The organism is Roseovarius faecimaris, from assembly GCF_009762325.1.
Taxonomy (GTDB): Bacteria; Pseudomonadota; Alphaproteobacteria; order Rhodobacterales; family Rhodobacteraceae; genus Roseovarius; species Roseovarius faecimaris.
In genome coordinates this window covers 1,464,857-1,491,068 of the sequence record NZ_CP034348.1, presented here as the reverse complement: position 1 = coordinate 1,491,068, position 26,212 = coordinate 1,464,857, and the positions used below count along the sequence as shown (strand labels likewise).

Below are 26,212 nucleotides of genomic sequence, written 5' to 3'. Positions count from 1 at the left end.
TTTCTCCGCCAAGCTCACCGGCCTTTGAAAAGACCGCCCAGAATGCCCCGCACGATCCGGCGCCCGGTGGTGCCCTTCAGCTCCTTGATCACCACCTTGGTCATCGCCTCACCAAAGCTGTCGCCGCGCCGCCGCGTGCTGCGCGAGGTTGAGCGGGTCACCTTCTTGCCGCTGTAGCGCCGCCCGGCATTGAACTCGCGCTCCGCCGGGGTCAGGCTCTCATCCTCTTCGATACGCGCCTCTTCCGCCTCGGCCTGCCGTGCCGCCTCCTCGGCCCGTGCCGCCAGGATCTCATAGGCCGATCTGCGGTCCAGCACCTCGTCATATTTCCCCGCCATGGGCGAGGCCGCCATCACCGCGCGGCGCTCGGCCAGGCTGATCGGGCCAAGCTGCGACGACGGGGGCCGGATCAACGTGCGCTCCACCACGCCGGGCACGCCCTTGTCTTCCAGCATCGAGGTTACCGCCTCGCCTACGCCCACCTCGCGAATGGCCTGCGCCGTGTCGAAGCTCGGGTTCGGACGGTAGGTCTCGGCCGCCCGCGCCAGCGCCTTCTGATCCCGCGCGGTGAAGGCGCGCAAGGCGTGCTGCACCCGGTTGCCAAGCTGCCCGAGAATGTCTTCGGGCACGTCATCGGGGTTCTGGGTGATGAAAAAGACCCCGACCCCCTTCGACCGGATCAGTCGCGCCACCTGCTCGACCTTGTCGACCAGCGCATCGGGCGCATCGTCAAACAGAAGATGCGCCTCGTCGAAGAAGAAGACCAGCTTGGGCTTGTCCGGGTCGCCCACCTCCGGCAGGTTCTCGAAAAGCTCGCTCAGAAGCCACAACAGGAAGGTCGCGTAAAGCCGCGGACTGCCCATCAGCTTGTCCGCGGCCAGGATGTTGACCATCCCGCGCCCGTCCTCGGCGGTGCGCATCAGGTCGTCCAGCGCCAGTGCGGGCTCGCCGAAAATCTCCGTGCCGCCCTGGTTCTCCAGCACCAGAAGCTGCCGTTGAATGGCCCCCACCGATTGCGCCGAGACATTGCCATAGCGCAGCCCCAGCGCCTTGTTGTTCTCTCCGACCCAGACCAGCAGCGCCTGCAGATCCTTCAGATCCAGAAGCGGCATGCCCTCCTCATCGGCCACGCGGAAGGCGATGTTCAGCACCCCCTCCTGCGCGTCGGTCAGCCCCATCAGGCGGCTCAGCAGAAGCGGGCCCATCTCGGCCACCGTGGTGCGGACCGGATGGCCCTGATCGCCGAAAAGATCCCAGAAGGTGACCGGAAACGCCTCATAGCTGTAATCGTCGAACCCGATGGTGGCCGCGCGCTTGGTGAAGGCGTCATGCAGCTTGAAGCCGACACTGCCCGAGGCCGCCAGCCCCGACAGATCGCCCTTCACATCCGACAGAAACACCGGCACCCCCGCCTTCGAGAACCCTTCGGCCAAAATCTGCAGGGTCACAGTCTTGCCGGTGCCCGTGGCCCCCGCAATCAGCCCGTGCCGATTGGCATATTTCAGCCTGAGCCCCTGCTTTTCACCATAATCTGGCCCACCGCCGCCAATAAATACCTGATTTTCCAAGGGCTTGCTCCGCTGTCTCACTTTTTCCACGGTCTGAACATACAAAGTTAAGATTTCCGCGCCAGTATGAATATCGCTTCGGGGCGCATGTCCTCTTGCCCTGAAGTGACTTCCTCCCTGTCAGACTGGCCGCGCCCCTGGGTGCGGCCTTTTTTTTGCTTTGTTTACATGCATCTTAGGCTCATGATTCTTTTTCTGACTTTTTCCAATTTTGCCTGTTGACGGTTACCGGTAACTGTCATAGCGTCCGGCATACAAAGACTAAGTCGGCCAGTCCGGCAGGGAGATAACATCGGCGTTTTCAAACGCTTCATTGAAAGAGGCCCTTGGGCCTCTTTTGCTTTGGGGGCGCAGCGCGTTGCCGCCACCTGACTCAAAGAAAAGCGGAATTCCGCCTTGAACCCCGGGCGGGGCTGCGATTATCTCCTGACTCAATTGCTGCGCCATGTTAGAGCGCGATTTGACCAGAACCGATAGGATTAGGGGACCATGTCCAAACTACTTTACACCCTGCCGATGCTGGCCCTGCTGGGCCTCGCCGGTGCCGTGCAGGCGCAAGACAACACCGCCGCAACCACCGAAGAACCCGCTGCCGAAGGCACTGAGACCTCCGGGGCCGATACCGGGCTCGACATGGGTCAGGAGGTCGTCGAAGACCCGACCTATATCAAAGCGGAGTACGGCGACTGGCAACTCAAATGCTTCCGCTCGGAGGCCGAGGAAGACCCCTGCCAGATGTTCCAGCTTCTGCGCGAAGAGAGCGGCAACCCGATTGCCGAGTTTTCCCTGTTCCGCCTGCCCGAAGGCAGCCAGGCCGTGGCCGGGGCCACCATCGTGGTGCCGCTGGGCACGCTTCTGACCGAACAGCTCAAGATCGCTGTCGATAGCGGCAAGGCCAAGGGGTATTCCTATTCCTTCTGCAGCCTTGTGGGCTGTTACGCGCGCATCGGCCTGACCAAGGCCGACCTCGACGCCTTCCGGCGCGGTATCGCGGCCAACCTGACCATCGTCCCGGCGCAGGCCCCTGACCAGCAGGTGACGATCAAGGCATCGCTGAAGGGCTTCACCGCCGCGTTCGAAAACGCCTCGGTGCTGGAAAACTGAATTTTTCCCATCGCCGGACATGAAAGAGCCGCCCCTCTTCGGGGCGGTTTTTTTATGTCGGGTTTGCGGGGCTTTGCTGCCGTTCAAGCGTCGCGCCACAGGCGGCCCATGACCAGCCCCCTACCTGGGCTGGCGATGGGCCGGGCGCTTCGCGCTGTTAACCGGCCTGTTGTGCATCGCTCGAAGGTCCGCCAAAGGCTCGTTGCCGCCAATCGCTGCAATACGCATGAACGTCCGGTCTGAATGAGAGCAGCTGCACGGTCTGGGTGCCTTCACCGGCAGCAACGCGGGGTTTTGCAGCCGTTGAAATCCATCACAGGAATGTCCGTTTTGAGTATTGCCAACCAACTGAATCAGCGCCGTTGGTTGGCACGAAAACCGAAAGGAGAGAGCCAGGGAGCCAAGAAAAAGATGCGGCCCTGATCGTTGGCCGAGAGCCTGTGAAACAGATATTTCGTTGTGTAGAGCCGTTTTTCCAATGCCTGATCGGGGTGTCTTGATCCATTCACAGCCGCCACAATCGCAACACCGAAAAACAACACGAGTGCTAGATCGTACACCAGAGGCACAAGGTGATGGTTGCTGAAAAGGAAAAATACCGTCATCGCGATGAATGCCGGGGTGTTCCAGCGCGTCCAAAGCTTCGACATCAGCGGCAGTTCCGGTGTGATCCAAAACAAGCTCGCCAGCACGAAAACCAGCAGGCAAGAAGAGAGCACAGGGGATAACACGCTTCCGACATTCAAAATGTCAAAAATGGCATTCAAAACCAGAACCGAACACCCGCAAGCCAACGCTATATAAAGCGCCCGCACCTTGGGAAGCCGGGGCTCGCGTTGTTTGCGAATGACAATCTCCGCGGCGTCTTCCATACACTCGGTCAAATGGCGACCGCTGTCGTCCGCCAGCTTTTTGGCGACAGCCAATTGGCTCAGTTCGGTCTTCGACAAGATCTGCCTCCGAAAATTGATTTCCGTATGTATAACCACTTTCTGAGGACGCAAAAAGCTGACATCGGCGGCAAAGTAGAAAACTGCGAAATGGGCTCGCAGCCGCGTATTGCTCGCGCAGCGATGACCGGCTTCAGGCATTTCTGATGAGCCGCCTCATCTGACCGGGTCGGGCTCAAAACCGCCAGTCACCCGGTCATCAAACCCGCTTCAGCGCCAGAACCGCATTGAGCCCGCCAAAGGCAAAGGCGTTGCTCAGCGCCACCTCGACATGCGCCTCGCGCGCCTCGTTGGGCACCACGTCGAGCGCGCATTCCGGGTCCGGCTCCTCATAGCCGATGGTGGGTGCGATCACGCCGTCGCGCAGCGCCATGATACAGGCCAGCAGCTCCACCGCCCCGGTGCCGCCAATGAGATGCCCGTGCATCGACTTCGTGGACGACATCATCAGCTTGTCCGCATGCGCCCCGAACACATCCGCCACGGCGGCACTTTCGGTCTTGTCATTGGCCGCCGTGCCGGTGCCGTGGGCATTGATGTAGCCCACCTCTTCGGGGTTCACCCGCGCATCCTGCATCGCGCCCTTGATCGCGCGCGCCGCGCCCTGCTTGGAGGGCATCACGATATCCGCCGCGTCCGAGGACATGGCAAAGCCGGCCACCTCGGCCAGCATCTCAGCCCCGCGCGCGCGGGCATGCTCGTATTCCTCAAAGACGAAAATGCCGGCCCCCTCGCCCTGCACCATCCCGTTGCGGTTGGCCGAGAACGGACGGCACGCATCCTTCGACATCACGCGCAGCCCTTCCCAGGCCTTGACCCCGCCGAAGCACAGCATGCTTTCCGACCCGCCCGCGATCATCACCGGGGAAATCCCGCCATGCACCATCTGAAAGGCCTGCGCCATTGCGTGATTAGAGCTGGCACAGGCGGTCGCGACGGTAAAGCTCGGCCCCTTCAGGTTGAACTCCATCGACACATGGCTCGCCGCCGCGTTGTTCATCAGCTTGGGCACGACAAAGGGATGCACCCGGTTCTTGCCTTCCTCATAGACCGAGCGGTAATTTTCATCGAGCGTTGTCATCCCGCCGCCCGAATTGCCCAGCACCACGCCCGCCCGCGCCGCTAGCTCTCCGGCAAATTCCAGCCCCGCCTGCGCAATCGCCTGACGTGCCGCGATCAGCGTGAACTGGGTGAACCGGTCATACAGGGCGAGTTGCTGCCGGTTGAACCGGTCCTCGGGCTCATAGCCCTTCACCTGCCCGCCAATGCGGATGGCCAGCCGCTCCACATCGCGAAACTCCAGCTCCGAGATGCCACAGCGCCCCTCGCGCATCGCTTCCAGCGTCGAGGGCACATCCTGGCCCAGGGCATTGATCGTGCCTGCGCCGGTGATCACCACCCGTTTCACGACTGTTCTTTCACCAGCTGTTCGATCCCCGCCACAATGGAGGCCACGCTTGAAATGTCGAAATCGCTCTCGCTGGGCGCGTTGGCATTGAACGGCACCGAAATGTCGAACTCTTCCTCGATGGCAAAGATGCTCTCCACCAGCCCCAGACTGTCGATGCCGAGGCTTTCCAGCGTGCTCTCCATCGTCACATCTTCCGGCTCAAGCACCGCCTGTTCGGCGATGATGTTGATGACGCGATCCCTGATGCTCATCTGCGACTACCCTATCGGACTTGCTGCGCCGGATTTAGTCGCTCTTTCCGCCTTTTAAAACCGTTTTCTTGAGGGCTGCGACATCAGCGAAGAGCCGCCCCAGCCGGCGCTGATATTTGTAGAGCTCGATCTGCGTGTCCATCTTGGTGGCGGGGTATCCCATCATCACCCGCCCATCCGGCACGTTCGAGATCACCTTGGTGCCGCCCGACAGCACCACATTGCTGCCAATGCGCGTGTTATCGGCCACCGCCGAACGCCCGCCCATCACCACGTTGTCGCCCAGCGTCACAGAGCCTGCCAGCCCGGCCATGCCGCAGATCAGGCAATCGGTGCCGGTGATGCAGTTATGGCCGATCTGCACAAGGTTATCGATCTTGGTGCGTGCGCCGATCACCGTGTCGCGGATCGTGCCGCGGTCAATGGTGGTGTTGGCCCCCACCTCGACGCCATCCTGAAGCCAGACCGAGCCGAGCGAGTGAATGCGGGCATAGGCCTGTGCCTCGGCATCTCCGGTATCCTTCAGCGTCTCGCGCACCTTCTCGATGGCCGAGACCTCGGGGGTGACATAGGAAAACCCGTCGCCGCCGATGACCGCCCCCGGCTGCAGGATGACGCCCCGGCCCAGGCGCACGCGCGCGGCCACCCTGGCCCCTTCGCGCAAGGTACAGCCCTCGCCGATCTCTGCCCCGACCCCGACAAAACATTGCGGGCCGATCACCGATCCGGCGCCGATCCGTGCGCCACGCGCAATCACCGCCAGCGGGCCCACCGTGACCCCCTCGCCCAGCTCCGCACCGGGATCGATCACCGCCGACGGGTGCACGACACCCGCCTCCCAGCCCTCACCGGGGTCCAGCATCTGCGTCAGCCCCGCCATGGCATAGCGCGGGCGCGGCACCAGAATCGCTGCCTCCAGCCCCAGCGCCTGCCAGTCGGCCCCGGCCCAGAGCATGGCCGCACGGGCCTGCCCCTGCCCCAGAGCCTCGGCATAGGCGGGCTTCATCGCCAGCGCCAGATCGGTCGCGCCCGCATCCGCAGGCTCCGCCGCACCGGTCACCTCAATGTCAACGGCGCCAAAGGCCTCCGCCTCCAGCGCCGCTGCAATCTCTTTCACCGAATGGGCCATACTCGCCTCCCGCCTTTGCGGGCCGGTTTAGCCCTGAATGTCAGGCAGGGAAACCCCCTCGCGTTCCAGCGCCTGCCAGATCAGCGCATCGCGGCCATAGACATCGTCGCGATACTGCGCGCGCCCCTTGGCGTCGATGAAGGCCGTACGATACATGATATGCACCGGCAGCGGCTGCTCCAGATCGACCTTGGTTTCCGCCCCGGTCCTGAGCTTGGAATGGAACAGCCCCTCGGGGTCATCCGTCTGCTTGCTCAGAAGCTCATAGGCAAACTCGAAAGGCTGCTGAAGCCGGATACAGCCGTGGCTGAAGGCGCGCACATCGCGGGCAAACAGGCTCTTCTGCGGCGTGTCATGCAGATAGATGTTGTATTTGTTGGGGAACATGAACTTCACCAGCCCCAGCGCATTGCGCGAGCTTGGCGGCTGCTTGATCGCGTAGGGGAAGTTGCGCGCGGTATAGGCCGCAAAGTTGATATTGGCGCGGTTCACCACACGGCCACGGCTGTCATAGAGCCTCAGATGCCCCGCCGCGTTTGGGTTGCGCTTCATCATCGGCAGGTATTCCTTCGTGGCGATCGACCGCGGCACGTTCCAGGTCGGGTTGATCACCATGAATTCCATCACGTCGGAAAATTCCGGGCTGCGCCGGTCGCTCACATTCTTGCCCACCACCGCGCGGGTGGCAAAGGCGATGCGGTCATTCTCGACAATGCGCGCGCTGAAATCTGTGAGGTTCACCAGCACATGCCGATAGCCACGCCTCTTGTTGAACCAGCGTTCGCGCTCCATCGCCACGATGACCGATTTCAGCCGCTCCTCGGCGCTGACATTGATCTGCTTCATCGTGGTCGCACCGGCCACCCCGTCGGTGTTCAGACCGTGATCCTCCTGAAACTGCTGCACCGCCTTCTGCATCAGCCCGTCATAGCTGGCCGAGGCGCTGCGGCGCAGATAGCCCATGGCGATCAGCCGGTTGCGCAGGGCAAAGACCGCCGTCCCGGTATCGCCCGGCTCCAGCGATTTGGCCTGCACGGTCGGGCCCCACCCACCTTGGGTGATCAGATGCTCCAGCCGCGCCTTTTCTTTCATCAGGCGGGCATATTCGGTCGTACCGGGGGTCAATGAGCGGAAAAACGCGCGCGGGTTTTCGCGGCTCAGACGCTCCAGCGTCTTGGTGCGGTCGTCATAGGTGACCTCGCGCTTGATATCGCGCACCACCTCGGCCGGGATCAGCGCCCCGCTGCGCAGATCCTGCGCGAACCGCAGAAAGGTCTTGGTCAGCGCCACTTCGGCCAGGCCGCGGTCGCGCGGGCTGCCCACATCGCGCAGCATCGCATAGAGCGCATCGGCATCGTAGCGGTTCAGCGGCAGCCCATGCGCCTGTGCCCCCGACAGCGCCAGAAACAGCGCCTGACGCCGGGCCGCATCATCCTCATCCGCGCCGGTCCAGACCGGCTCATAATTATTTTCCCGATAGAAATCAGCAACATCGCGGTCGCTCGATGCGGCTTCCGCCACCGCCTGCTTGAACGCCGTCACCCCGGCCGCCACCGGCGCAGGCCCGGCAAACTGGGCCACTGCCACAGTCACAGCCAGCGCCACGCCCCGCAGCCCAGCCCGGCTCAATCCCAAAATCATTTCTGTCTTCCCCAAATTGTTCGCGCGTTAATATCAAAAACTACCTTTATTTTATCCCGCTCCGCACAGGCCGATGTCCAATCAAATCTCTGACAGATCGCCGAAAAAACCGTAAATCCGGGGCGAGTGTTGCGACGGCGACGCAGAGCCGCCTGCGCAAATCGAGCACATTAACCAATTTTTGCGCAAAAAAATGCCGAAAATTCTTGATAGTTCCCCTTGCGACAAAAACACCCTTTTTCGGTGATTCTTAATGTGCCATAAGAATACTGCATCTGGGGATGAGATGGCAGGGCCGCAAACTTGCGGCATAACAGGTAAGCGACGGGACAGGCGCTAGGTACATGACGGAATTTAGCTCGCTGAGCATGACGCGGCGTGGGGTTTTAGGGGCATTCGCAGCCACCACAATCGCAGCCGCTCCAACTTTTTCAAATGCAGCAGGGTTGCTTCGCGGTGCAGGCGATATTCGCCGCATCCGGATGACATCGCCGCGCACCGGTGAAAAGATAGACACGATCTACTGGATCGAAGGCAGCTACATCAAGGACGCCGTGAAAGAGATCACCCTCTTCATGCGCGACTGGCGCACCAATGACGTGCGCAACATCGACATTCGCACCATTGATATCATGGCTGCAGCCCATAACCTGCTGGACGCGCACGAACCCTATATGCTGCTGTCCGGCTACCGCAGCCCCAAGACCAACGCGATGCTGCGCTCGCGCTCGCGCGGGGTCGCCAAGAATTCCCGCCATATGAAGGGCGAAGCGGCCGATCTGCGGCTCAGCTCGCGCTCGGTCAATCAGATGTTCCGCGCCGCTGCCGCCTGCCGTGGCGGGGGCGTCGGCCGTTATTCGGGGTCCAACTTCGTCCATATGGACTGTGGCCCGGTCCGCACCTGGGGCAGCTAAAAAACCACTCGAAGTTTCATGTACAACCTGAAAGCACCGGTCCTTGTGGCCGGTGTTTTTTTTGGCCGGTTCGTGCCGCCTCCAGGTCTGGTTGAGGCCGCCTCGCTCTGAATGCACAGCTCGGGGAGCGGCAGGTCACGAACCTGCCAGACCGTCCCATCTGCGTGTTCAGCAAGCTGTAGGGTGCGTGTTCACACGCACCACCCGCCAGTGATTCCGCCAATCGAATGCCGGGCGTATCTGTGAACCGGATCCGCCGGGCAAAGGCCCCTGCAACCTCTTCGGGTCGCCTATCCGTGCTTGGCCTGCCGCGCGTCGCGCAGCCGGGCAAAATCATCGCCCGCGTGATAGCTCGACCGTGTCAGCGGCGTGGCCGAGACCATCAGGAACCCCTTGCCATAGGCCGCCTTCTCATAGGCCGCAAACTCATCGGGATGCACATAACGGTCAACCGGGTGATGCTTGGGCGTCGGTTGCAGGTATTGCCCGATCGTCAGAAAATCGATGCCCGCCGCGCGCATGTCGTCCATCACCTGATGCACCTGTTGCCGGGTCTCACCCAGCCCCACCATGATGCCCGATTTGGTAAACATCATCGGGTCCATTTCCTTGACCCGCTGCAACAGCCGCAAGCTGTGGAAATAGCGCGCGCCCGGGCGCACCGCCGGATAGAGGCCCGGCACGGTTTCAAGGTTGTGGTTGAACACATCGGGCCGCGCCTCAACGACCACTTCCAGCACGCACGGGTCGCAATGCAGGAAATCCGGCGTCAGAATCTCGATCGTGGTCTCCGGGCTGCGATGCCGGATGGCGCGGATGGTCTGGGCAAAATGCGCCGCCCCGCCATCCTCGATATCGTCGCGGTCGACGGAGGTCACCACCACATGGTTCAGCCCCAGCTTCTGCACCGCATCGGCCACGCGCCCCGGCTCGAACGCATCCAGCCCCTCGGCCGGCTTGCCCGTCGCGATATTGCAGAAGGAACAGGCCCGCGTGCAGACCTCGCCCATGATCATCATCGTCGCATGACCCTGGTTCCAGCACTCGCCCGCATTGGGGCAGCCCGCCTCTTCGCAGACCGTCACCAGCTTGTGCTCGCGCATGATCTTGTGCGTGTCCTGATAGCCTTTGCCGACCGGCGCCTTGACCCTGATCCAGTCGGGTTTCTTCAGTCGCGGGCTGTCGGGACGGCGCTGTTTTTCCGGGTGACGCTGCTCCGGGATTTTGAGGTCTCTCACGATTTATTCCCCGCGAATGGTTTCGTAACCTTGCGCAAATATAGTCCATAGCGGTGGGGAGTACCAGTTGCCCCAAGCCTCCGGGCAGACGGGAAAATGTAACCAGTGCCACCGCGTTTCAAGGTTATCTGGTGTTTCGGCCCGTGCCCGTTTTGGGTGCGGGCTCCTTTTTTTTGGCAAGCTCCAGCCGTGCCGCGTTTAACAATCTTTCGCCCACCCGCGCGAGGATTGACGACAATTCCGCGAACCATTCTTCACCCTGGCTGGAGGTGCGCCGCACAAGCCCGATCTGGCGGCTCGGCTCCGGTGCGGCAAAGCGTATCACGCGCATGTCCGGCGCGGCCCGCAGCTCTGCCACCGCCGCCAGTTCGGGAATCAGCGTCAGCCCGAACCCCGCCGCCACCAGCCGCGCCAGTGTCGGCAGCGATGACGCGCCGGTGTCGATCTGCGCATGGGAGCGGTTTCGCCCACAAACCTCCAGCGCCTGATCGGTCAGGCAATGCCCGTCCTCCAGCAACAGAAGCGGCGCCGCGCCCAGCCCGGTGGGCCGGAGCGCCTCGCTCTGCTCTCCCAGCGCCTCCAGCCGTGCCGCCGACCCGGCCAGAAGGAACGGATCCTCGAAAAGCGGCACCGCGATCAGCCCCTCCCCCACCACCGGCAGCGCCATCACCGCCGCGTCAAGCTGACCCGATTGCAACGCCCGGATCAGCCGGTCGGTCTTGGCCTCCTGCACCTGCACATCGAGCGAAATGTCTCCCGTGCGCAGCGCCTCCAGCACATCGGTCAGGATATAGGGCGCCACGGTCGGGATCAGCCCCAGGTTCAGCCGCCCGCTCAGCCCCCCGCGCCAGCGCGCCGCCTCGTTCAGCGCCTGCATCTCGGCCAGCACCCGCTCGGCATGGTGCAGGATCATCCGTCCGAACGGGGTCAGCACCGCCTCGCGCGCGCGCCGCTCGACAAGTGGCTGACCAAGGGCCGCCTCCATCTCGCGGATCTGCACGGACAAGGCCGGTTGCGACACATTCACCACCTCCGCCGCCCGGCCAAAATGCCGCTGCTCGGCCAGGGCCTTGAAATAGGTGAGTTGGCGGAAGGTCACATTCATAGGTTTTCATTATCGAAATCATATGAAACTGCAATTGGATTTTATCGCCTGCGCAATATCTAACTTAGAAGCATTCCAAAGAAGCGGTTGCCGATCTCTGCTCCGGCCTGACCGCTCTGACCAAACACAACCCAACCGGAGGACCTCATGGACGGCGAACTCAAATGCCCGATGCACGGCGCGCAACATGTCAGCAATCGCGACTGGTGGCCCGATCAGCTCAATCTGAAAATCCTGCATCAGAACGCCCCCGCAGGCGATCCGATGGATCCCGATTTCAACTATGCCGAGGCGTTCAAATCGCTTGATTTCGACGCACTCAAGCAAGACCTCTACGCGCTGATGACCGACAGCCAGGACTGGTGGCCCGCCGACTATGGCCATTACGGTGGCTTTTTCATCCGCATGGCGTGGCACGCGGCAGGTACCTATCGCACCGCCGACGGCCGCGGTGGCGCCGGCACCGGCCAGCAACGCTTTGCCCCGCTCAACTCCTGGCCCGACAACGGCAACCTCGACAAGGCCCGCCGCCTGCTCTGGCCGATCAAGCAGAAATACGGCAACAAAATTTCCTGGGCCGATCTCTACGTTCTCGCCGGGAACGCCGCGATTGAATCGATGGGCGGGCGCACCTTCGGCTTTGGCGGCGGCCGCGCCGATGTGTGGGAGCCCGAGGAAGATGTCTATTGGGGCTCCGAGGATGAGTGGCTCGCCGACAGCTCTGCCGAAAACAGCCGCTACTCGGGCGAGCGCGAGCTGGAAAACCCGCTCGCTGCCGTGCAGATGGGCCTAATCTACGTCAACCCCGAAGGCCCCGACGGCAACCCCGACCCGCTGGCTTCGGCCAAGGACATCCGCGAGACCTTCGCGCGCATGGCCATGAATGACGAGGAAACCGTGGCGCTGACCGCCGGTGGCCACACCTTCGGCAAGGCCCATGGCGCAGGCGATGCCGCCCATGTCGGCCCCGAGCCCGAGGCCGCCCCGCTTGAGGCCATGGGCTTTGGCTGGATGTCCAGCTATGGCAAGGGCAAGGGCCGCGACACCATCACCTCGGGCATCGAAGGCCCCTGGACCCCGAACCCCGACAAATGGGACATGGGCTATTTCGACGTGCTCTTCAAATATGACTGGGAACTGGTCAAATCTCCCGCAGGCGCCAATCAGTGGACCCCCATAAACCCCGACGAAGAGGACATGGCCCCCGATGCCGAGGACCCCTCCAAGAAGGTCCCGCTGATGATGACCACGGCGGATATGGCGATGAAGCTCGACCCGATCTATGGGCCGATCTCCAAGCGCTTCCACGAAAACCCCGAGGAATTCGCCGAGGCCTTCGCGCGCGCCTGGTTCAAGCTGACCCACCGCGACATGGGGCCGAAATCGCTCTTTCTCGGCCCGGAAGTGCCCGACGAAGACCTGATCTGGCAGGATCCGATCCCGGCCGTCGATCACGAGCTGATCGGGGATGCCGATATCGCCGCCCTCAAGGCCAAGCTGCTCGATTGCGGTCTGTCCAACGCGGAGCTCGTGCGCACCGCATGGGCGTCGGCCTCGACCTTCCGTGGCTCCGACAAGCGCGGCGGCGCCAACGGCGCGCGCATCCGTCTCGCTCCGCAAAAGGACTGGGAGGTCAACGAACCGGCCAAGCTGGCCGCGGCCCTCAGCGCCATCGAGGCCGTTCAGGCCGACTTCCAGAGCGGTGGCAAGCGCGTGTCACTCGCGGACCTGATCGTGCTCGGCGGCTGTGCCGCGGTCGAAGCGGCGGCGAAGGCCGCAGGCCATGACATCACCGTGCCCTTCACCCCGGGCCGGATGGACGCCACCGAAGAGCAGACCGACGCCGCAAGCTTTGCGCCGATGGAGCCGCAGGCCGATGGCTTCCGCAACTACCGCAAGTCCAACCTCGCGGCCCGCGACGAACACATGATGGTCGACCGCGCGCAGCTTCTGGGCCTCTCCGCGCCCGAGATGACCGTGCTGGTCGGCGGGATGCGCGTGCTTGGCGCCAATCACGGCGACAGCCAGCACGGCGTGCTGACTGACCGCCCGGGCCAGCTGACGGCGGATTTCTTCACCAACCTCATGTCGATGGATGTGGAGTGGAAACCGGCCGGTGACGGCTCTTACGAGGCGCATGACCGCGCCGGTGGCGGCGTCAAATGGACCGGCACCCGTGCCGATCTGGTCTTTGGCTCCAACTCGCAGCTGCGCGCCATCGCCGAGGTCTATGCCCAGGACGACAACGCAGGCAAGTTCGTCCGCGATTTCGTCACCGCCTGGGTGAAAGTGATGGAAGCCGACCGGTTCGACCTGGCCTGAGCCGCACCGCGCTTATCTAACCGCAGTGAAACGCCCGGAGGATCCCCTTCGGGCGTTTTGCATCTCTGCCTGCACGGCTATAGCATGACAGGTATCTGAGCAGCATAAGGGCAACCAAGCATGGACTGGCAGGCACATCGCCGCGACGCACATCAGCTCGGGCAGATGCAGGAATATCTCAAGCAGATCGTCTATGGCGGCAATGACGGGATCGTCACCACCTTCGCCATCGTCGCGGGCTTCGCCGGGGCGCAGGCCGAAGGTGTCGCTCAGATCGGCGGGCTGGCGGTGCTGGTCTTTGGTCTCGCCAACCTCTTTGCCGATGCGGTCAGCATGGGGCTGGGCGAGTTTCTGTCCCTGCGCTCGCAGCACGATCTCTACCATTCCCGCCGCGCCGCCGAGCTGCGCGAGATCGCCGCCAACCCCGAACAGGAACGCATGGAGCTGTTTGAAATCCTGCGCCAGCGCGGCCTGCCCCCGGGCGAGGCCGACACCACCGCCACGATCCTGTCGCGCCACCCCGGCATCATGGCCGACCTGATGATGACCTACGAATTCGGTATGGTTGATCCCAACGAGGAAAGCCCGGCGCTCAACGGTATCTTCACCTTCTGTGCCTTTGTCATCTTCGGGGCCATACCGCTCGTCCCTTACTTCCTGCTGGCGCCGACGGCGACCACCTTCTACCTTTCGGTGCTCGCCACCGGGCTGGCCCTGGCCTCACTCGGTCTTCTGCGCTGGAACACCACCGGCGAGGACCTCTGGCGCAGCCTGTGGGAAACCCTCGCCGTTGGTGGCGTCTGCGCGGTTGTGGCTTATGGGGTTGGCTGGCTCGTCGGCGGCTAGGTGCCCCCAAATGGCCCGCCCCGAGAGGCACCGGCGTGCAGCGCCCCGATCAACCGATCATCCGCGCCGCCTCGCCCAGTTGCTCGTAATGCCGTCTGAGCCGCTGAAGCGCGATCCGCAGCACGATCTTGCCTGAGCGCGCGGACCAGTTCATGCGCTTCTCAATCCGTTCCAGCCCCTCCAGGTAACAGCAGCATTGCAGCGCCACATCGCCCAGACCCGGGCCCAGATCGCGCAGCGCGCCGATCACCCGGGCCCGCGCGGTGCTGCCCTCGGTGGGCGCGTCTCCGACCGCAGGCATGTCGAGATAGCTCTCCCAATCCTGTGCGCCGCGGCTTTCCATCTGCGCCAACTCGAAATCCTCGCGCAGCCGCTCTCCCGCACGCACCAGATCGTCGGTCAGAAAGCTCTGCCCGCTCTTGTCCCTGCGCCGCGCCAGCACGACCAGGGGCGATTCGGTTCCGCCATAGCGCCGCCGCCGCCCGCGCCGGGGCCCCGGATCGGCCTGCGCCGGAGGGGCCTCATGCCCCGGCCCGTCGAACCGGGCCTGCGCATCGGCAAATCCCAGCGCCTTGTTCTCCGCCTCGGCCATCAACCGGCTCAGCGCATCGCGCCCGGCGGATGAAATGGCATAGCGGGTGATCCGCCCCGTCTTGCCACATTGCAGCCAGCCCTTCAGCGCCAGCGCCTCGGCCACCTTTTTCTCGACGATCCCCGTCCGCGTGGGTTCGTTATCGGCGCTCTCGCGCACGATCACCGCCTTGTCCATGTTGTCGGCCACCACCAGAAGCGCGCCGCTCTCGCACAGGCGTCGCAGCACCCGCAGCGCCTGTTGGCGCAGTTCCCCCTCGGTCAGGGCGGGGTCGGCTTCGTGTTCGGCACTATGTGCAATCATCCGTGTCTCCTCTCTGGAAGAACCGGTACCTCGTAAAAATACCCGTCGGCCAAGCCGGTGCAGAGCCGCGTCCACCAGCGGGTCTTCGCGCCGGGTTTCAAAACTGCGGATTTGTCTCAGGACGGTCGACGCATGACAGCCCGCGCCACGCGCGAGTTCCCGGATGGGCAGGCCTGCTTCGGTATGGGCCAGATAATGCACCGCCGGGCGCGGCACCCAGTCGGGCACTACATCTTTCCACGCGGCCACTCTCGGACCGTTCCCCATTGTCTGAGCCTCCACATCTGCCACCCATCGCCCGGGCCTGTGTGATTATTCACAGGGTTATCCACAGGACGTTACTACCTATACGGGAAATCGTTATCGGTTCGTTAATTGTTTCCAACTTCTTAGCCATTGTATCGAAATGGTAAACGATCACGCAGAGGTGCGTTCGGTGATTTCTGACAAAACGCAACACCGCCTAAGGTTGTGCAATCAAGACCTTACGACACAGCGTTCCGCCGATGCGTGATGTCTTGGGCGCCCGGCGGGACCGAACAATCGGGAGTTCTTACATGCACCATCTGCTCGACAAGCTGAACGGAATCAACCGCCCTCGCCTTCTGATCCAGGCCGCCCGGATCGGCGCCGCCACCTATCGGCGCGATTTGCATCTGCGGCGTCTCTTCGGGCCCGCGCCGATACCGCACAGCAGCGAGAGCCTCTCGCGCCTGTTGGAGATGGAAACCAGCATGAACCGCCGCCGCAAGCTCTGCGACGCCGGGTATTCGGCTGCCGATCATGTGGATCTGCTGATCGCGCTGATGGGAGAGGCGCGGATCGTGCGCGCCGCCTATCCGCCGCGGATCGAACCCGCGCAGCCCATTCAGTTCAAGCCGGTCAAGGGATGACCCAATCGCGCCCCGGCCCGGAGGCCGGGGCGTGTGTTCCCTCAGGAGAAGGCGTCAGGCATCGAGGCTTTCTTCTCGGCCACGAACGCGGCCAGCGATTCGGCAATGCCCGGATCAAGCGCAGGCTGCTGATACTGCTCCAGCATCTGCTTCATCTTGAGATTGGCCAGCGTCATCGTATCGCGCTCGCCTTCTTCGGCCCATTGCTCGAACGGCTTATAGTCGAGCATATTGGTCCGCCAGAACGCGCTCTTGAAGTTCGCCTGCGTATGGGCGCAGCCCAGGTAGTGCCCGCCCGGGCCCACTTCGCGGATCGCGTCCATGCCCTGCCCGTTCTCATCCATCGAGATGCCCTTGGCCAGGTGATGCAGCACGCCCAGCTGATCGGCGTCCATGACGAACTTCTCGAAGGACGACACCAGCCCGCCTTCCAGCCAGCCGCAGGCGTGCAGCATGAAGTTCACACCCGACAGAAGGCCCATGTTCAGGCTGTTCGACGTCTCGTAAGCGGCTTGCGCATCGGGCAGTTTCGAGCCGGTGAACGACCCTGCCGACCGGTAAGGCAGCCCCAGGCGGCGGGCGATCTGCCCCGCGCCATAGGTGATATGCGCCGCCTCCGGCGTGCCGAAGGTGGGCGCGCCCGAGTTCATGTCGATCGAGGTCACGAAGGCGCCCATGATCACCGGCGCTCCGGCACGGCACAGCTGGTTATAGGCGATGCCCGCCAGCACCTCGGCCATCACCTGCGTCAGGGTGCCGGCCACCGTCACCGGCGCCATGGCCCCGCCAACGATAAAGGGCGACACGATACAGGCCTGGTTGTTCTCGGCGTAAACCTCCATCGCGCCCATCATCACATCGTCGAAGGTCATCGGCGAGTTGATGTTGATGAGCGAGGTCATCACCGTGTTGTCCTGCACGAACTCTTTACCAAACAAGAGCCCGGCCATATCCACGCTGTCCTGCGCGCGGCTGGGTTCCGTCACCGAACCCATGAAGGGTTTGTCGCTCAGCGTCATATGGGCGTGCAGCATGTCGAGGTGACGCTTGTTCACCGGCACATCCGTCGGCTCACACACCGTGCCGCCCGAATGGTGCAGCCATTTGGACATATAGCCCAGCTTCACGAATTTCTCGAAATCGGCCATCGTGGCATAGCGGCGGCCACCATCCATATCGCGCACGAAGGGCGGGCCATAGACCGGCGCCAGAACCAGGTTGCGCCCGCCAATCTCGACCGAGCGTTCGGGGTTGCGCGCATGCTGGGTGAAGCTGCCGGGCGCGGTCTTGATCAATTCGCGCGCGAGGCCACGGGGGATATGCACCCGCTCGCCCTGCACATCGGCGCCCGCCTGCCGCCAACGCTCCAGCGCCGCGGGGTTCTCGACGAAATTGACCCCGATCTCTTCCAGCACCGTCTCGGCGTTGGTCTCGATGATCTCCAGCGCTTCCTCGTTGAGCACTTCGAAGTTGGGGATGTTCCGCTCGATGTATTTTGCGGTCTCGATGCTGACGGCGGTGCGTTCCGCCCGGCGCGCGGCCCCGCCGCCTCCCCGTCCCCGTCTGCGTGCTGCTGCTTCGGTCATGTCTTTGGATACCCTTGCATGAGTTAAGCGCCCGGTTCCGGGCATGTTCTTCATGGCTTTTATAATAAGGCTTTGCGCGCTCGCGGAAGGAATCCGCCCTTTAACGCGTGAAAGCGACATTCTTCCTCGTTGCAATGTCGGAGAATTGTTTTGCGGTCCGGGCGCCTCTGTTCTGGCTGGCCTCCGATCCCGTCCTGTCGCAAACGCAGCCCGCCCCTCCCTCCGCGACGCCCAAGCACGGAAATGGATGTTGCGCGGGGTTTAGCGGACACTGACGTGAGAGCTGGAAGAGGCCCATCGTCAGCCCCCGGGGTGGCGATCCTGTCAGATGATCTAAAGCACTTTATCGCCGCCACACCCGCGCTTGAGACGAGCGAGGCCCCCAGCCCTGCCATATCGCCAGCCCAGGTAGGGGGGCTGGCGATGGGCCGGGCCGCTGCGCGGCTGTTAACCGGCCTGTGGGTCACTGATCGGGCGTCCGCTCAGCGCGCAGAGCCGCCATTAGAGCGCACATCAATTTGCGACGATCCGGCCGGATCTGTGACATCCCCCGCCGACAAGACAGCCCCTTTCACACCTGCGCCACCGCTGCATCCCCCTGCCCACTTGCCATAGCCCGCGCATGCGCCTACTAGGCAAACATGACCGATACATCGCACGACCGCCTTCTCATCATCGACTTCGGCAGCCAGGTGACACAGCTCATCGCGCGCCGCCTGCGCGAGCTGAATGTCTATTGCGAAATCCACCCCTATCAGAACGTGGATGACGCCTTTCTTGCCAGCTTCGCGCCCAAGGCCATCATCTTTTCCGGCGGGCCGGACAGCGTCACCCGCGAGGGCAGCCCCCGCGCCCCCGACACCGCCTATACCATGGGCGTGCCGATCCTCGGGATCTGCTACGGACAGCAGGTGATGATGCAGCAACTGGGCGGGCGCGTCGAAGGCGGCAAGATCTCGGGCGGGGGCGGCACGGCGGAGTTCGGCCGCGCCTTTGTCACCCCCACGGTGCAAAAGCTCGACCTGCTCAACGGCTGGTTCGCCGGCGATGACGACCGCGAGCAGGTCTGGATGTCCCATGGCGATCATGTCAGCCAGCTCGCCCCCGGCTTCGAGGTCTTCGGCACCTCGCCCAACGCACCCTATGCGATCACCGCCGACACCTCGCGCCACTTCTACGCCGTGCAGTTCCACCCCGAGGTGCACCACACCCCGAACGGCGCCAAGCTCTATGAAAACTTCGTGCGCGCGGCAGGGTTTTCCGGCGATTGGACGATGAAAGCCTATCGCGAAGAGGCAATCCGGCTGATCCGCGAACAGGTGGGCGACGGGCATGTGATCTGCGGCCTCTCGGGCGGGGTCGATTCATCAGTCGCCGCCGTGCTCATTCACGAAGCCATTGGCGACCAGTTGACCTGCGTCTTTGTCGATCATGGCCTTTTGCGCCTCAACGAGGCCGATGAGGTGGTCTCGATGTTCCGCGACCACTACAACATTCCGCTCATTCATGCCGACGAATCCGAGCTGTTCCTGGGCGAGCTTGAAGGCCAGTCTGACCCCGAAACCAAGCGCAAGATCATCGGCAAGCTCTTTATCGACGTGTTCCAGAAACATGCCAACTCCATCGAAGGGGCGGAGTTTCTGGCGCAAGGCACGCTCTACCCCGATGTGATCGAATCGGTCTCTTTCTCCGGCGGCCCGTCGGTGACGATCAAATCCCACCACAATGTTGGTGGGCTGCCCGAGAAGATGGGCCTGAAACTGGTCGAACCGCTGCGCGAGCTCTTCAAGGACGAGGTCCGCGCGCTTGGCCGTGAACTGGGCCTGCCCGACAGCTTCATCGGCCGCCACCCCTTCCCCGGCCCCGGCCTCGCCATCCGCTGCCCCGGCGAGATCACCCGCGAAAAGCTCGACATCCTGCGCCTCGCGGATGCGGTCTATATCGAGCAGATCCGCAAGCACGGGCTCTACGATGAGATCTGGCAGGCCTTCTGCGCCATCCTGCCGGTGCGCACCGTGGGCGTGATGGGCGACGGGCGCACGTATGACTTCGCCTGTGCGCTGCGCGCCGTCACCTCCGTCGATGGCATGACCGCGGATTATTACCCGTTCAGCCATGACTTTCTGGGCGAGACCGCCACGCGCATCATCAACGAAGTGCCGGGCATCAACCGCGTGACCTACGACATCACCTCGAAGCCGCCGGGCACGATCGAGTGGGAGTGATCCCGCCGCCCTGCAGATGACCGACGCCACCCCGCCCCCCGACGCGCATCCCGTCGCCGATACCGCCCATGCCCTGCGTGCGGCCGTCTGGATGCTGGGCTCCATCGCGTCGTTTTCTCTCATGGCCGTGGCGGGCCGCGCTGTCGCGCATGAGCTCGATACGTTCGAGATCATGATGTACCGCTCCATCGTGGGGTTTTTCATCCTGGTCCCGATCGCCGCGTCCCTGGGTCGGCTGGCCAGCGTGCGCAGCCACCGCATGCCGCTGCATCTGGCGCGCAATCTGGCGCATTTCACAGGACAGAACCTGTGGTTCTTTGCGCTCACCGCGATCCCGCTGGCGCAGGTCTTCGCGCTCGAGTTTACCTCTCCGCTCTGGGTGCTGATCCTGGCGCCGCTGCTGCTGGGCGAGAAACTCACGCGGATGCGCGTCCTCGCCGCCGCCCTGGGCTTTATCGGTATTCTCATCGTGGCCCGCCCCGCGCCCGAGACCGTCAACTGGGGCACGCTTGCCGCCGCCTGTTCGGCCATCGGCTTTGCGCTGTCGATGATCTTCACCAAACGGCTGACGCGCACCGATACGCTCACCTGTATCCTGTTCTGGATGACCGTCATGCAGATTGCCTTCGGCCTGATCTGTGCGGGGCTCGACGGCGATATCGCCCTGCCCAGCGGTCACACGGCCCCCTGGCTTGTCATCATCGGCATCGGCGGGCTGACCGCGCATTTCTGCCTGACAACGGCGCTCTCCATCGCGCCCGCCACCGTGGTGATCCCGGTGGATTTCGCCCGGCTGCCGGTCATCGCCGTGGTCGGCGTGCTGCTCTATGACGAGCCGCTCGACCTTTTTGTCATTTTAGGGGCGTTGCTGATTTTTGGCGGCAATTACCTCAACATTTGGTCGGAAACCCGCCGCAATCGCGCCTGAAACCCCGGTTTCGCCGCAAAAGTGTGTCCTTTGAACCGCCGTTACGTCACCAGTTTATCGTGACGTGGCGTCAAAGATTGACCGAAGTTCAAAGGCTTGTAGTAGTGACCGCCAAAGTGTGTTTCGGAGGAGAGCGAAATGAAACAACTCGCAATGGCGGCCTCAGTGCTGACCGTGGCGGCAGGTGCAGCCCAGGCAGGTGGCCTGGACCGGAGCTATACGCCGATCGACATGATTTTTGAAAAGGGCAACTACGCAGAGCTGTCCTTCGGCTTCGTGTCGCCCAGCATTTCGGGCGTGGACAACGCCTCGACCGTCGGCTTCCCGGCCAACAACTCGATCAGCAATATCGCTGGTGAGTTCGGCCTGGCCAGCGCCGGGATCAAACTCGATATGAGCGAGAAACTCTCGTTCTCGCTGATCTATGATCAACCCTATGGCGCCGAAACCCGCTATGGCGGCAACCCGGCCACCACCATGCTCGGCGGCACCGCAGCCGACGCCGAGACCCACGCCATCACCGCCCTGCTGAAATACCAGGCCACCGACCGGATCTCGGTCTATGGCGGCCCGCGGTCCGTGCGCGCCAATGGCAACATCACGCTGTCGGGCCTCGCCTATGGCGGCTTCAACGGCTACAACGTGAATTTCAGCTCCGACACCGGCTATGGCTATGTCGTCGGCGGCGCCTATGAAATTCCGAAAATCGCGTTCCGCGCGGCGCTGACCTACCATTCGGCGGTTGACCTTTCGATGGTCGCCACCGAAAGCTTCCCGGCCGCAGTCGGCGGCCCTGTGGGCATCCCGCTCACCCAGGGTGTGACCGAAACGGAAACGCCGCAGTCGATCTCGCTCGACGTGCAGTCGGGCATCGCCAAAGACACGCTGCTCTTCGGCTCGGTCCGCTGGTCGGAATGGAGCGCCTTCACCCTGACGCCTCCGGGCCGCAACCTGCCCACCGGCCTGCCCGCACCGGCACCCGCCGTGGTCAACGCCCCCGGCAACCTCGCGTCGCTGGACGACACGATCACCTATGAGATCGGCATCGGCCGCCGCTTCACCGACAAGTTTTCGGCCAGCATCGCCGTGAGCTACGAAGACGGTGGCAGCGACAACCTGGTGTCGCCCCTCGCCCCCACCAACGGCCAGACCGCCGTGACCCTGGGCGCGCAGTACAAGATCAGCGACGCTGTGACCCTCTCGGGCGGTGTGCGTTACACCATGTTCGGCAATGCCCTGCCGGAAACCGGCACGCCCGACACTGCGCGCGGCAATTTCAGCGACAACGACGCCATCAGCGCCGGCCTGAAGCTGGGTTTCCACTTCTAAGCCAGCCGACTGACGGCAACAGAACGCAAAGCGGCGCGGGGAACATTCTCCGCGCCCTTTTTCTTTTGTGCCGTGGCGGCCTGCCCCGCTGTGCTCTTGGTCGGTCGCACGGGCTGCTTTGCGGGACGTTGCTGCCGTTCAACCGACGCGCCACAGGCGGCCCAGGGCCAGCCCCCGGGATGGCGATCCTGACGGGCGTTCCGGGGCACTTTATCCCCGCCACATCCGCGCGCAGAACGAGCGAAGCACCCAGCCCCTCCATATCGCCAGCCCAGGTGGGGGCTGGCACCTGCGTCGATTACAGGCAATCGACTTTCGGTCGGTGGATGGGCCGGGCCGCTGCGCGGCTGTTAACCGGCCTGTTGTGTATCGCTCGAAGCTCCGCAAAGGGCGCAAACCCACCAATCACCTCACCGCTGCGCCCTTGTTGCAAACTCAAACGCCTGCCCATCGGGCCAACGGCACAAGGCCTTTTTGCGCTCCCCCCGGTGAGCCATACCGCCTTCAGGTGTCGGCAGAGGCGTCTGTCACTCCTGGCCCAGCAGCATCCGCTCCAGCACCCGGTTGCCTGCCTGCCCCAGATGCGTCTGATCCACATAGAGCGGCACGCCGTCCTCGTGCAGCACACAGGTGCCCGTGGCGCACAACGTCTCATGCGGTGCGAAAACCTGCATGCCCCGCTCCTTGGCCAGCCGCTCCAGCAGCGCCACGACGCGCCCGCCTCGCGCCTCATAGGCCTCCAGCGTGATCGGCGGCACATAGGTGCCAAACCACGCCTCGCGCAGCATCACCACCGGCACCGAATACGGGGCCACGGGCCAGAGGTTCATCACCTTGACCTCGTGCCGTTCCCCGATCTCATCCAGAAGCGCCGCAAAGGCCGGCTCGAAAATCTCGATATTGGGTCCCGGCAGTTCCGCGCCCGCGCGGTCCACCATCACCGCCTCGTTCGGGGTGTTGGACCGCTGATTGTCGTAGCCTTCGGCATAATAGGTCCAGCGCGCCATCAGATAGACAGTCATCGGCGGCGCGTCTTTCAGATAGGCCCGAACCCCGTCGTTGAACGCAATGCAGGTCTCCGCCCCGCCATACTCGCGCGAGATATCCGGCAGCGGCGCACAGGCGGCGGCGGTCGCCATGAAGCCGCGTTGCCCCGTGGCCTTGCCATAGGCGTCAAAGCCGGGCAGCGCGCTGTTGGCCATGCTGTCGCCCCAGACGATGTAATCCACCTCGCCCTCGCCCTCGGCGCCAATCCGGCAATACTCGTCCGGGCCCATCTTGTTCCAGCAATCGTCCCAGCGATCGTGGAAATTGCCGATCTCGGTCTTGATCTTCTGCATCGCCAGATCCTCGAAGCTCTCTTCCTTCGTGGACTGGTGCGACAGCCAGGCCGCCAGAAGCAGCAGGATCACCGTCTGCACCGCGAACATCGCGTAAAGCCATTCCTTGTGGGTGCGCACATTCACCCGGCGAATGGGCTGTTCGATCAGGTGATAGCTCATCGCCCCCAGCGCCAGCGACCCCAGAACCAGCCCGGTGCGGAACTCGTCGTTCAGCGCGCCCCACAGGGTCGTGGCATAGACGATCAGCGGCCAGTGCCACAGATAGGCCCCGTAGGATATCCGCCCGATATAGGCCATCGGCCGCGCCGCCAGCGCCCGGCCCACATACCCCTCGGCAGGCGAGGCCGTGGCGATCAGAAGCGCCGTGCCCAGCGTCGGGGCAAGGGTGATAAACCCGGGGTAAAGCCAGCTATCGTCGATCCAACCCACCGGCGCGATCACCAGCGCCAGACCGATCAGCGGCAGCACCGGCCCCCGGGGCAGCCGCCAGCCCCGCTCCAGCGCCACAAAGACCAGCCCGCCCAGGGCCAGCTCCCACACCCGGAAGGAGGTGGCGAAAAACCTCTGGTCGCGCAGATAGATCTGCTGTCCCGACAACAGCGCCAGCGCCAGCGAGATGACAAACCCCGCCACCAGCATCCGCGTGAATGCCGTCAAGGACCGCCGCGTCAGCAGAATGAGGATCGGCAGCACGATGTAGAACTGCTCTTCGATCGACAGCGACCAGGTGTGCAAGAACGGGTTCTCATGCGCATCCTGATTGAAATATCCCTGACTGAACAACAGGTTGTAGTTGTTTGTGAAAGTAACTGACCCGATCAGATTGGCATAGATCTCGGCCAGATCCTCGCGCAGGAACAGCATATGCGCCACCAGCGCCGTCACCAGAAAACAGGCGAAATACGCCGTCGACAGACGCCGGATGCGCCGCGCGAAGAAATCCGTCGCCGAATAGGTGCCATCGCGCAGCCGCAGATAGGTCTGCCCGCAGATCAGATAGCCCGAGAGCACAAAGAACACATCGACGCCCACATAGCCGCCGGGCATCGACGGAAAGCCCACGTGAAACAGGATCACGCTCACCACCGCGATGGCGCGCACCCCGTCCAGCTCTTTGCGATAGGCAAGATCGTGCATCGGCCTCAACTGCGTTCACGGCGGGGTTTGGCCAAATGCCTAGGGCAATGATTTCGCGTCCAATTCCCTGACCCCCAAGGGTGCCCCTGCTCTAGCGGATTGGCGCCCGGATGATCAAGCCTCTTGTGAGGTGCACAAAGACCCGGTGACGGCGGCCATGGCTGAGGCCGTACCGCCGCCCTCCGCCCGCGGTCCGACTTATCCCGCTTCTTTGATCACCATACCAAAGCTTGTGCAGACATAGGTAATCTCGGGAAAGAGGATGAGCTGCTGATAAATCTGATGCGGATTGGTCGATGCGACCACCACAAAGCCCTTCACACCTTCCAGGATCTTGGTCAGCTGCCCCAGATGCACCGGCTTCCCGTCCTGCCCGGGCAGCACGACAATGCGGTCGACCGCGATGTTTTCGGCGTCGAGCTTGTGCTGTATTCCCTCGATTTGCGATTGCACCCCGACAATCGTCACCGACAGGTTGTTGCGCTTGATATAGTCCACATCCCGTGCCTTCGCGGCCTGCATCGCGGCCAAGGCCGGTTTTCTTTCCGGAAGCGGCTGGGTGTATGGCGTTACCTTTGTCGCATCGCTCGGATTTTCCCTGAAAAACGCCGTGCGCGAGCGCAGGAAGTTACTCCGGTCATGAATGCGCTGATGATAGGGAAAGCCCAGCTTGGCCATCAGCTCGATCATGTCGTCCAGCGACAACCAAACGGAAAATGTGTTGCCGATCCCGGTCCGCGGCCGCCTCAGAACGCCGTCTTCTTCTTCGTCTTTCGTATTCGCTTCCTTGAACTCGATGCCCCGGATGGACAGCCCATGCGCGTCGATCACATGCGGATTGGACAGCGAATTCACAAACGGCGTTGCTGACACATCCTCATGGTCATACGGCATCCGGTGAGAGTCGATATAGATGAAATCGCTTGCGTGTTCGGCACAGAGCTCAAGAAAGCCGATCGGATCTTCGAGATGATACAAGATGCCGGACGCAAAGATACCGCTGACCTTCCGGTACTTGGTCGCATCCATGACATTGCCCAACTCGTAGGTCACATTGGAAAACCCGATGAGATCACGGATGACATTCGCCCGGTTCAGCGCCCCCGCGCGCCCTTCGACACCATGAACGTTTGAGCCCATCTGCGCGATGCCCAGCGTCGTCGAGCCTTCGCTGGACGCAAGATCCAGAAACGAACATTCTGACCAGTCCTTGCCGGCCCGCACGCGATTGAACTGGGTCAGGAACTCCTCGGGACGCGGATCGTAACTGGATACATATGTTGGAATGAAGGAGCCATCCGGAAGCGCGGTCGAGTACACGTTATCCGGGCTGCCCAGGGCATAAAGTTCGTCATATGCGTTTGTCATCTGCAATCCCTTTTCGCCAATCAGGACCC

The 26,212-nt window shown here is 63.0% G+C and carries 20 protein-coding genes; 8 read left to right on the top strand and 12 right to left on the bottom strand.

Features of this window, described 5'->3' with window-relative positions:
- Positions 1-14 precede the first annotated feature (14 nt).
- The gene (locus EI983_RS07705) at positions 15-1,568 is read right to left on the bottom strand and encodes a helicase HerA-like domain-containing protein (RefSeq protein ID WP_157706794.1); all 1,554 of its coding nucleotides are present in this window, start codon (positions 1,566-1,568) and stop codon (positions 15-17) included.
- A gap of 489 nt (positions 1,569-2,057) precedes the next feature.
- Here EI983_RS07705 and EI983_RS07700 point away from each other — a divergent pair, with 489 nt between their 5' ends.
- Positions 2,058-2,672 (top strand): invasion associated locus B family protein, encoded by a 615-nt coding sequence (locus tag EI983_RS07700; RefSeq protein WP_157706793.1) that lies wholly within the window; start codon positions 2,058-2,060, stop codon positions 2,670-2,672.
- A 353-nt stretch (positions 2,673-3,025) separates the two neighbouring features.
- On the opposite strand, the gene EI983_RS07695 is transcribed toward EI983_RS07700, so the two are convergent.
- The 5 genes from EI983_RS07695 to EI983_RS07675 form a co-directional block, all read right to left on the bottom strand.
- Positions 3,026-3,622 (bottom strand): hypothetical protein, encoded by a 597-nt coding sequence (locus EI983_RS07695; RefSeq protein WP_198389395.1) that lies wholly within the window; start codon positions 3,620-3,622, stop codon positions 3,026-3,028.
- A gap of 199 nt (positions 3,623-3,821) precedes the next feature.
- Entirely contained in the window at positions 3,822-5,030 is a 1,209-nt protein-coding gene (locus EI983_RS07690; protein WP_157706791.1) for a beta-ketoacyl-[acyl-carrier-protein] synthase family protein, read from the bottom strand.
- The gene (locus EI983_RS07685; protein ID WP_157706790.1) at positions 5,027-5,284 is read right to left on the bottom strand and encodes an acyl carrier protein; all 258 of its coding nucleotides are present in this window, start codon (positions 5,282-5,284) and stop codon (positions 5,027-5,029) included. The genes EI983_RS07690 and EI983_RS07685 overlap by 4 nt, the downstream gene beginning before the upstream one ends.
- Before the next feature lie 34 nt (positions 5,285-5,318).
- A complete protein-coding gene (locus tag EI983_RS07680) occupies positions 5,319-6,413 on the bottom strand; it encodes a UDP-3-O-(3-hydroxymyristoyl)glucosamine N-acyltransferase (RefSeq protein ID WP_157706789.1) in 1,095 nt (364 codons plus the stop codon).
- A 27-nt stretch (positions 6,414-6,440) separates the two neighbouring features.
- Positions 6,441-8,054 (bottom strand): L,D-transpeptidase family protein, encoded by a 1,614-nt coding sequence (locus EI983_RS07675; protein ID WP_157706788.1) that lies wholly within the window; start codon positions 8,052-8,054, stop codon positions 6,441-6,443.
- Between the two features lie 344 nt (positions 8,055-8,398).
- Between EI983_RS07675 and mepK the strand changes: the two genes are divergently transcribed.
- Complete coding sequence (gene mepK, locus EI983_RS07670; RefSeq protein WP_157706787.1) at positions 8,399-8,968, top strand: peptidoglycan L,D-endopeptidase MepK; 570 nt, start codon at positions 8,399-8,401, stop codon at positions 8,966-8,968.
- A gap of 290 nt (positions 8,969-9,258) precedes the next feature.
- Here the strand turns inward: mepK and lipA are convergent, their stop codons facing one another.
- Both lipA and EI983_RS07660 read right to left on the bottom strand, forming a co-directional pair.
- Positions 9,259-10,206 carry a lipoyl synthase gene (gene lipA / locus EI983_RS07665; RefSeq protein ID WP_157706786.1) on the bottom strand — a complete coding sequence of 316 codons (948 nt, stop codon included), beginning with the start codon at positions 10,204-10,206 and terminating at the stop codon, positions 9,259-9,261.
- A 124-nt stretch (positions 10,207-10,330) separates the two neighbouring features.
- Complete coding sequence (locus EI983_RS07660) at positions 10,331-11,311, bottom strand: LysR substrate-binding domain-containing protein (protein ID WP_157706785.1); 981 nt, start codon at positions 11,309-11,311, stop codon at positions 10,331-10,333.
- A gap of 147 nt (positions 11,312-11,458) precedes the next feature.
- On the opposite strand from EI983_RS07660, the gene katG reads away from it, so the two are divergent.
- Both katG and EI983_RS07650 read left to right on the top strand, forming a co-directional pair.
- On the top strand, positions 11,459-13,633 hold the full coding sequence (gene katG, locus EI983_RS07655; protein ID WP_157706784.1) for a catalase/peroxidase HPI: 2,175 nt from the start codon (positions 11,459-11,461) through the stop codon (positions 13,631-13,633).
- A gap of 120 nt (positions 13,634-13,753) precedes the next feature.
- Complete coding sequence (locus EI983_RS07650; RefSeq protein WP_157706783.1) at positions 13,754-14,479, top strand: VIT1/CCC1 transporter family protein; 726 nt, start codon at positions 13,754-13,756, stop codon at positions 14,477-14,479.
- Between the two features lie 49 nt (positions 14,480-14,528).
- Here the strand turns inward: EI983_RS07650 and EI983_RS07645 are convergent, their stop codons facing one another.
- The gene (locus EI983_RS07645; protein ID WP_157706782.1) at positions 14,529-15,641 is read right to left on the bottom strand and encodes a DUF6456 domain-containing protein; all 1,113 of its coding nucleotides are present in this window, start codon (positions 15,639-15,641) and stop codon (positions 14,529-14,531) included.
- Positions 15,642-15,931: 290 nt separating this feature from the next.
- Here EI983_RS07645 and EI983_RS07640 point away from each other — a divergent pair, with 290 nt between their 5' ends.
- Entirely contained in the window at positions 15,932-16,267 is a 336-nt protein-coding gene (locus tag EI983_RS07640) for a DUF6477 family protein (RefSeq protein WP_157706781.1), read from the top strand.
- A 41-nt stretch (positions 16,268-16,308) separates the two neighbouring features.
- On the opposite strand, the gene EI983_RS07635 is transcribed toward EI983_RS07640, so the two are convergent.
- Positions 16,309-17,853 (bottom strand): trimethylamine methyltransferase family protein, encoded by a 1,545-nt coding sequence (locus tag EI983_RS07635; RefSeq protein WP_157706780.1) that lies wholly within the window; start codon positions 17,851-17,853, stop codon positions 16,309-16,311.
- 641 nt (positions 17,854-18,494) lie between these two features.
- On the opposite strand from EI983_RS07635, the gene guaA reads away from it, so the two are divergent.
- The 3 genes from guaA (at position 18,495) to EI983_RS07620 (ending at position 22,335) form a co-directional block, all read left to right on the top strand.
- A complete protein-coding gene (gene guaA, locus EI983_RS07630; protein ID WP_157706779.1) occupies positions 18,495-20,078 on the top strand; it encodes a glutamine-hydrolyzing GMP synthase in 1,584 nt (527 codons plus the stop codon).
- A 16-nt stretch (positions 20,079-20,094) separates the two neighbouring features.
- Positions 20,095-21,006 (top strand): DMT family transporter, encoded by a 912-nt coding sequence (locus EI983_RS07625; protein ID WP_246162337.1) that lies wholly within the window; start codon positions 20,095-20,097, stop codon positions 21,004-21,006.
- Positions 21,007-21,144: 138 nt separating this feature from the next.
- Positions 21,145-22,335, top strand: coding sequence for an OmpP1/FadL family transporter (locus tag EI983_RS07620; RefSeq protein WP_157706778.1), 1,191 nt, complete (start codon positions 21,145-21,147; stop codon positions 22,333-22,335).
- 527 nt (positions 22,336-22,862) lie between these two features.
- Here the strand turns inward: EI983_RS07620 and EI983_RS07615 are convergent.
- Together EI983_RS07615 and EI983_RS07610 are read right to left on the bottom strand one after the other, a co-directional pair.
- The gene (locus EI983_RS07615; protein ID WP_157706777.1) at positions 22,863-24,815 is read right to left on the bottom strand and encodes an acyltransferase family protein; all 1,953 of its coding nucleotides are present in this window, start codon (positions 24,813-24,815) and stop codon (positions 22,863-22,865) included.
- Positions 24,816-25,013: 198 nt separating this feature from the next.
- On the bottom strand, positions 25,014-26,183 hold the full coding sequence (locus EI983_RS07610; RefSeq protein WP_157706776.1) for a class I SAM-dependent methyltransferase: 1,170 nt from the start codon (positions 26,181-26,183) through the stop codon (positions 25,014-25,016).
- Between the last annotated feature and the right edge of the window lie 29 nt (positions 26,184-26,212).

Coding starts and splice junctions, on each gene's coding strand:
- EI983_RS07685 (WP_157706790.1), bottom strand. CDS start 5,284: ATGAGCATCAGGGATCGCGTCATCAACATCATCGCCGAACAGGCGGTG.
- EI983_RS07675 (WP_157706788.1), bottom strand. CDS start 8,054: ATGATTTTGGGATTGAGCCGGGCTGGGCTGCGGGGCGTGGCGCTGGCT.
- EI983_RS07650 (WP_157706783.1), top strand. CDS start 13,754: ATGGACTGGCAGGCACATCGCCGCGACGCACATCAGCTCGGGCAGATG.
- EI983_RS07640 (WP_157706781.1), top strand. CDS start 15,932: ATGCACCATCTGCTCGACAAGCTGAACGGAATCAACCGCCCTCGCCTT.
- EI983_RS07700 (WP_157706793.1), top strand. CDS start 2,058: ATGTCCAAACTACTTTACACCCTGCCGATGCTGGCCCTGCTGGGCCTC.
- EI983_RS07620 (WP_157706778.1), top strand. CDS start 21,145: ATGAAACAACTCGCAATGGCGGCCTCAGTGCTGACCGTGGCGGCAGGT.
- EI983_RS07645 (WP_157706782.1), bottom strand. CDS start 15,641: ATGGGGAACGGTCCGAGAGTGGCCGCGTGGAAAGATGTAGTGCCCGAC.
- EI983_RS07660 (WP_157706785.1), bottom strand. CDS start 11,311: ATGAATGTGACCTTCCGCCAACTCACCTATTTCAAGGCCCTGGCCGAG.
- EI983_RS07610 (WP_157706776.1), bottom strand. CDS start 26,183: ATGACAAACGCATATGACGAACTTTATGCCCTGGGCAGCCCGGATAAC.
- EI983_RS07625 (WP_246162337.1), top strand. CDS start 20,095: ATGACCGACGCCACCCCGCCCCCCGACGCGCATCCCGTCGCCGATACC.
- mepK (WP_157706787.1), top strand. CDS start 8,399: ATGACGGAATTTAGCTCGCTGAGCATGACGCGGCGTGGGGTTTTAGGG.
- EI983_RS07635 (WP_157706780.1), bottom strand. CDS start 17,853: ATGACCGAAGCAGCAGCACGCAGACGGGGACGGGGAGGCGGCGGGGCC.
- guaA (WP_157706779.1), top strand. CDS start 18,495: ATGACCGATACATCGCACGACCGCCTTCTCATCATCGACTTCGGCAGC.
- EI983_RS07615 (WP_157706777.1), bottom strand. CDS start 24,815: ATGCACGATCTTGCCTATCGCAAAGAGCTGGACGGGGTGCGCGCCATC.
- EI983_RS07680 (WP_157706789.1), bottom strand. CDS start 6,413: ATGGCCCATTCGGTGAAAGAGATTGCAGCGGCGCTGGAGGCGGAGGCC.
- katG (WP_157706784.1), top strand. CDS start 11,459: ATGGACGGCGAACTCAAATGCCCGATGCACGGCGCGCAACATGTCAGC.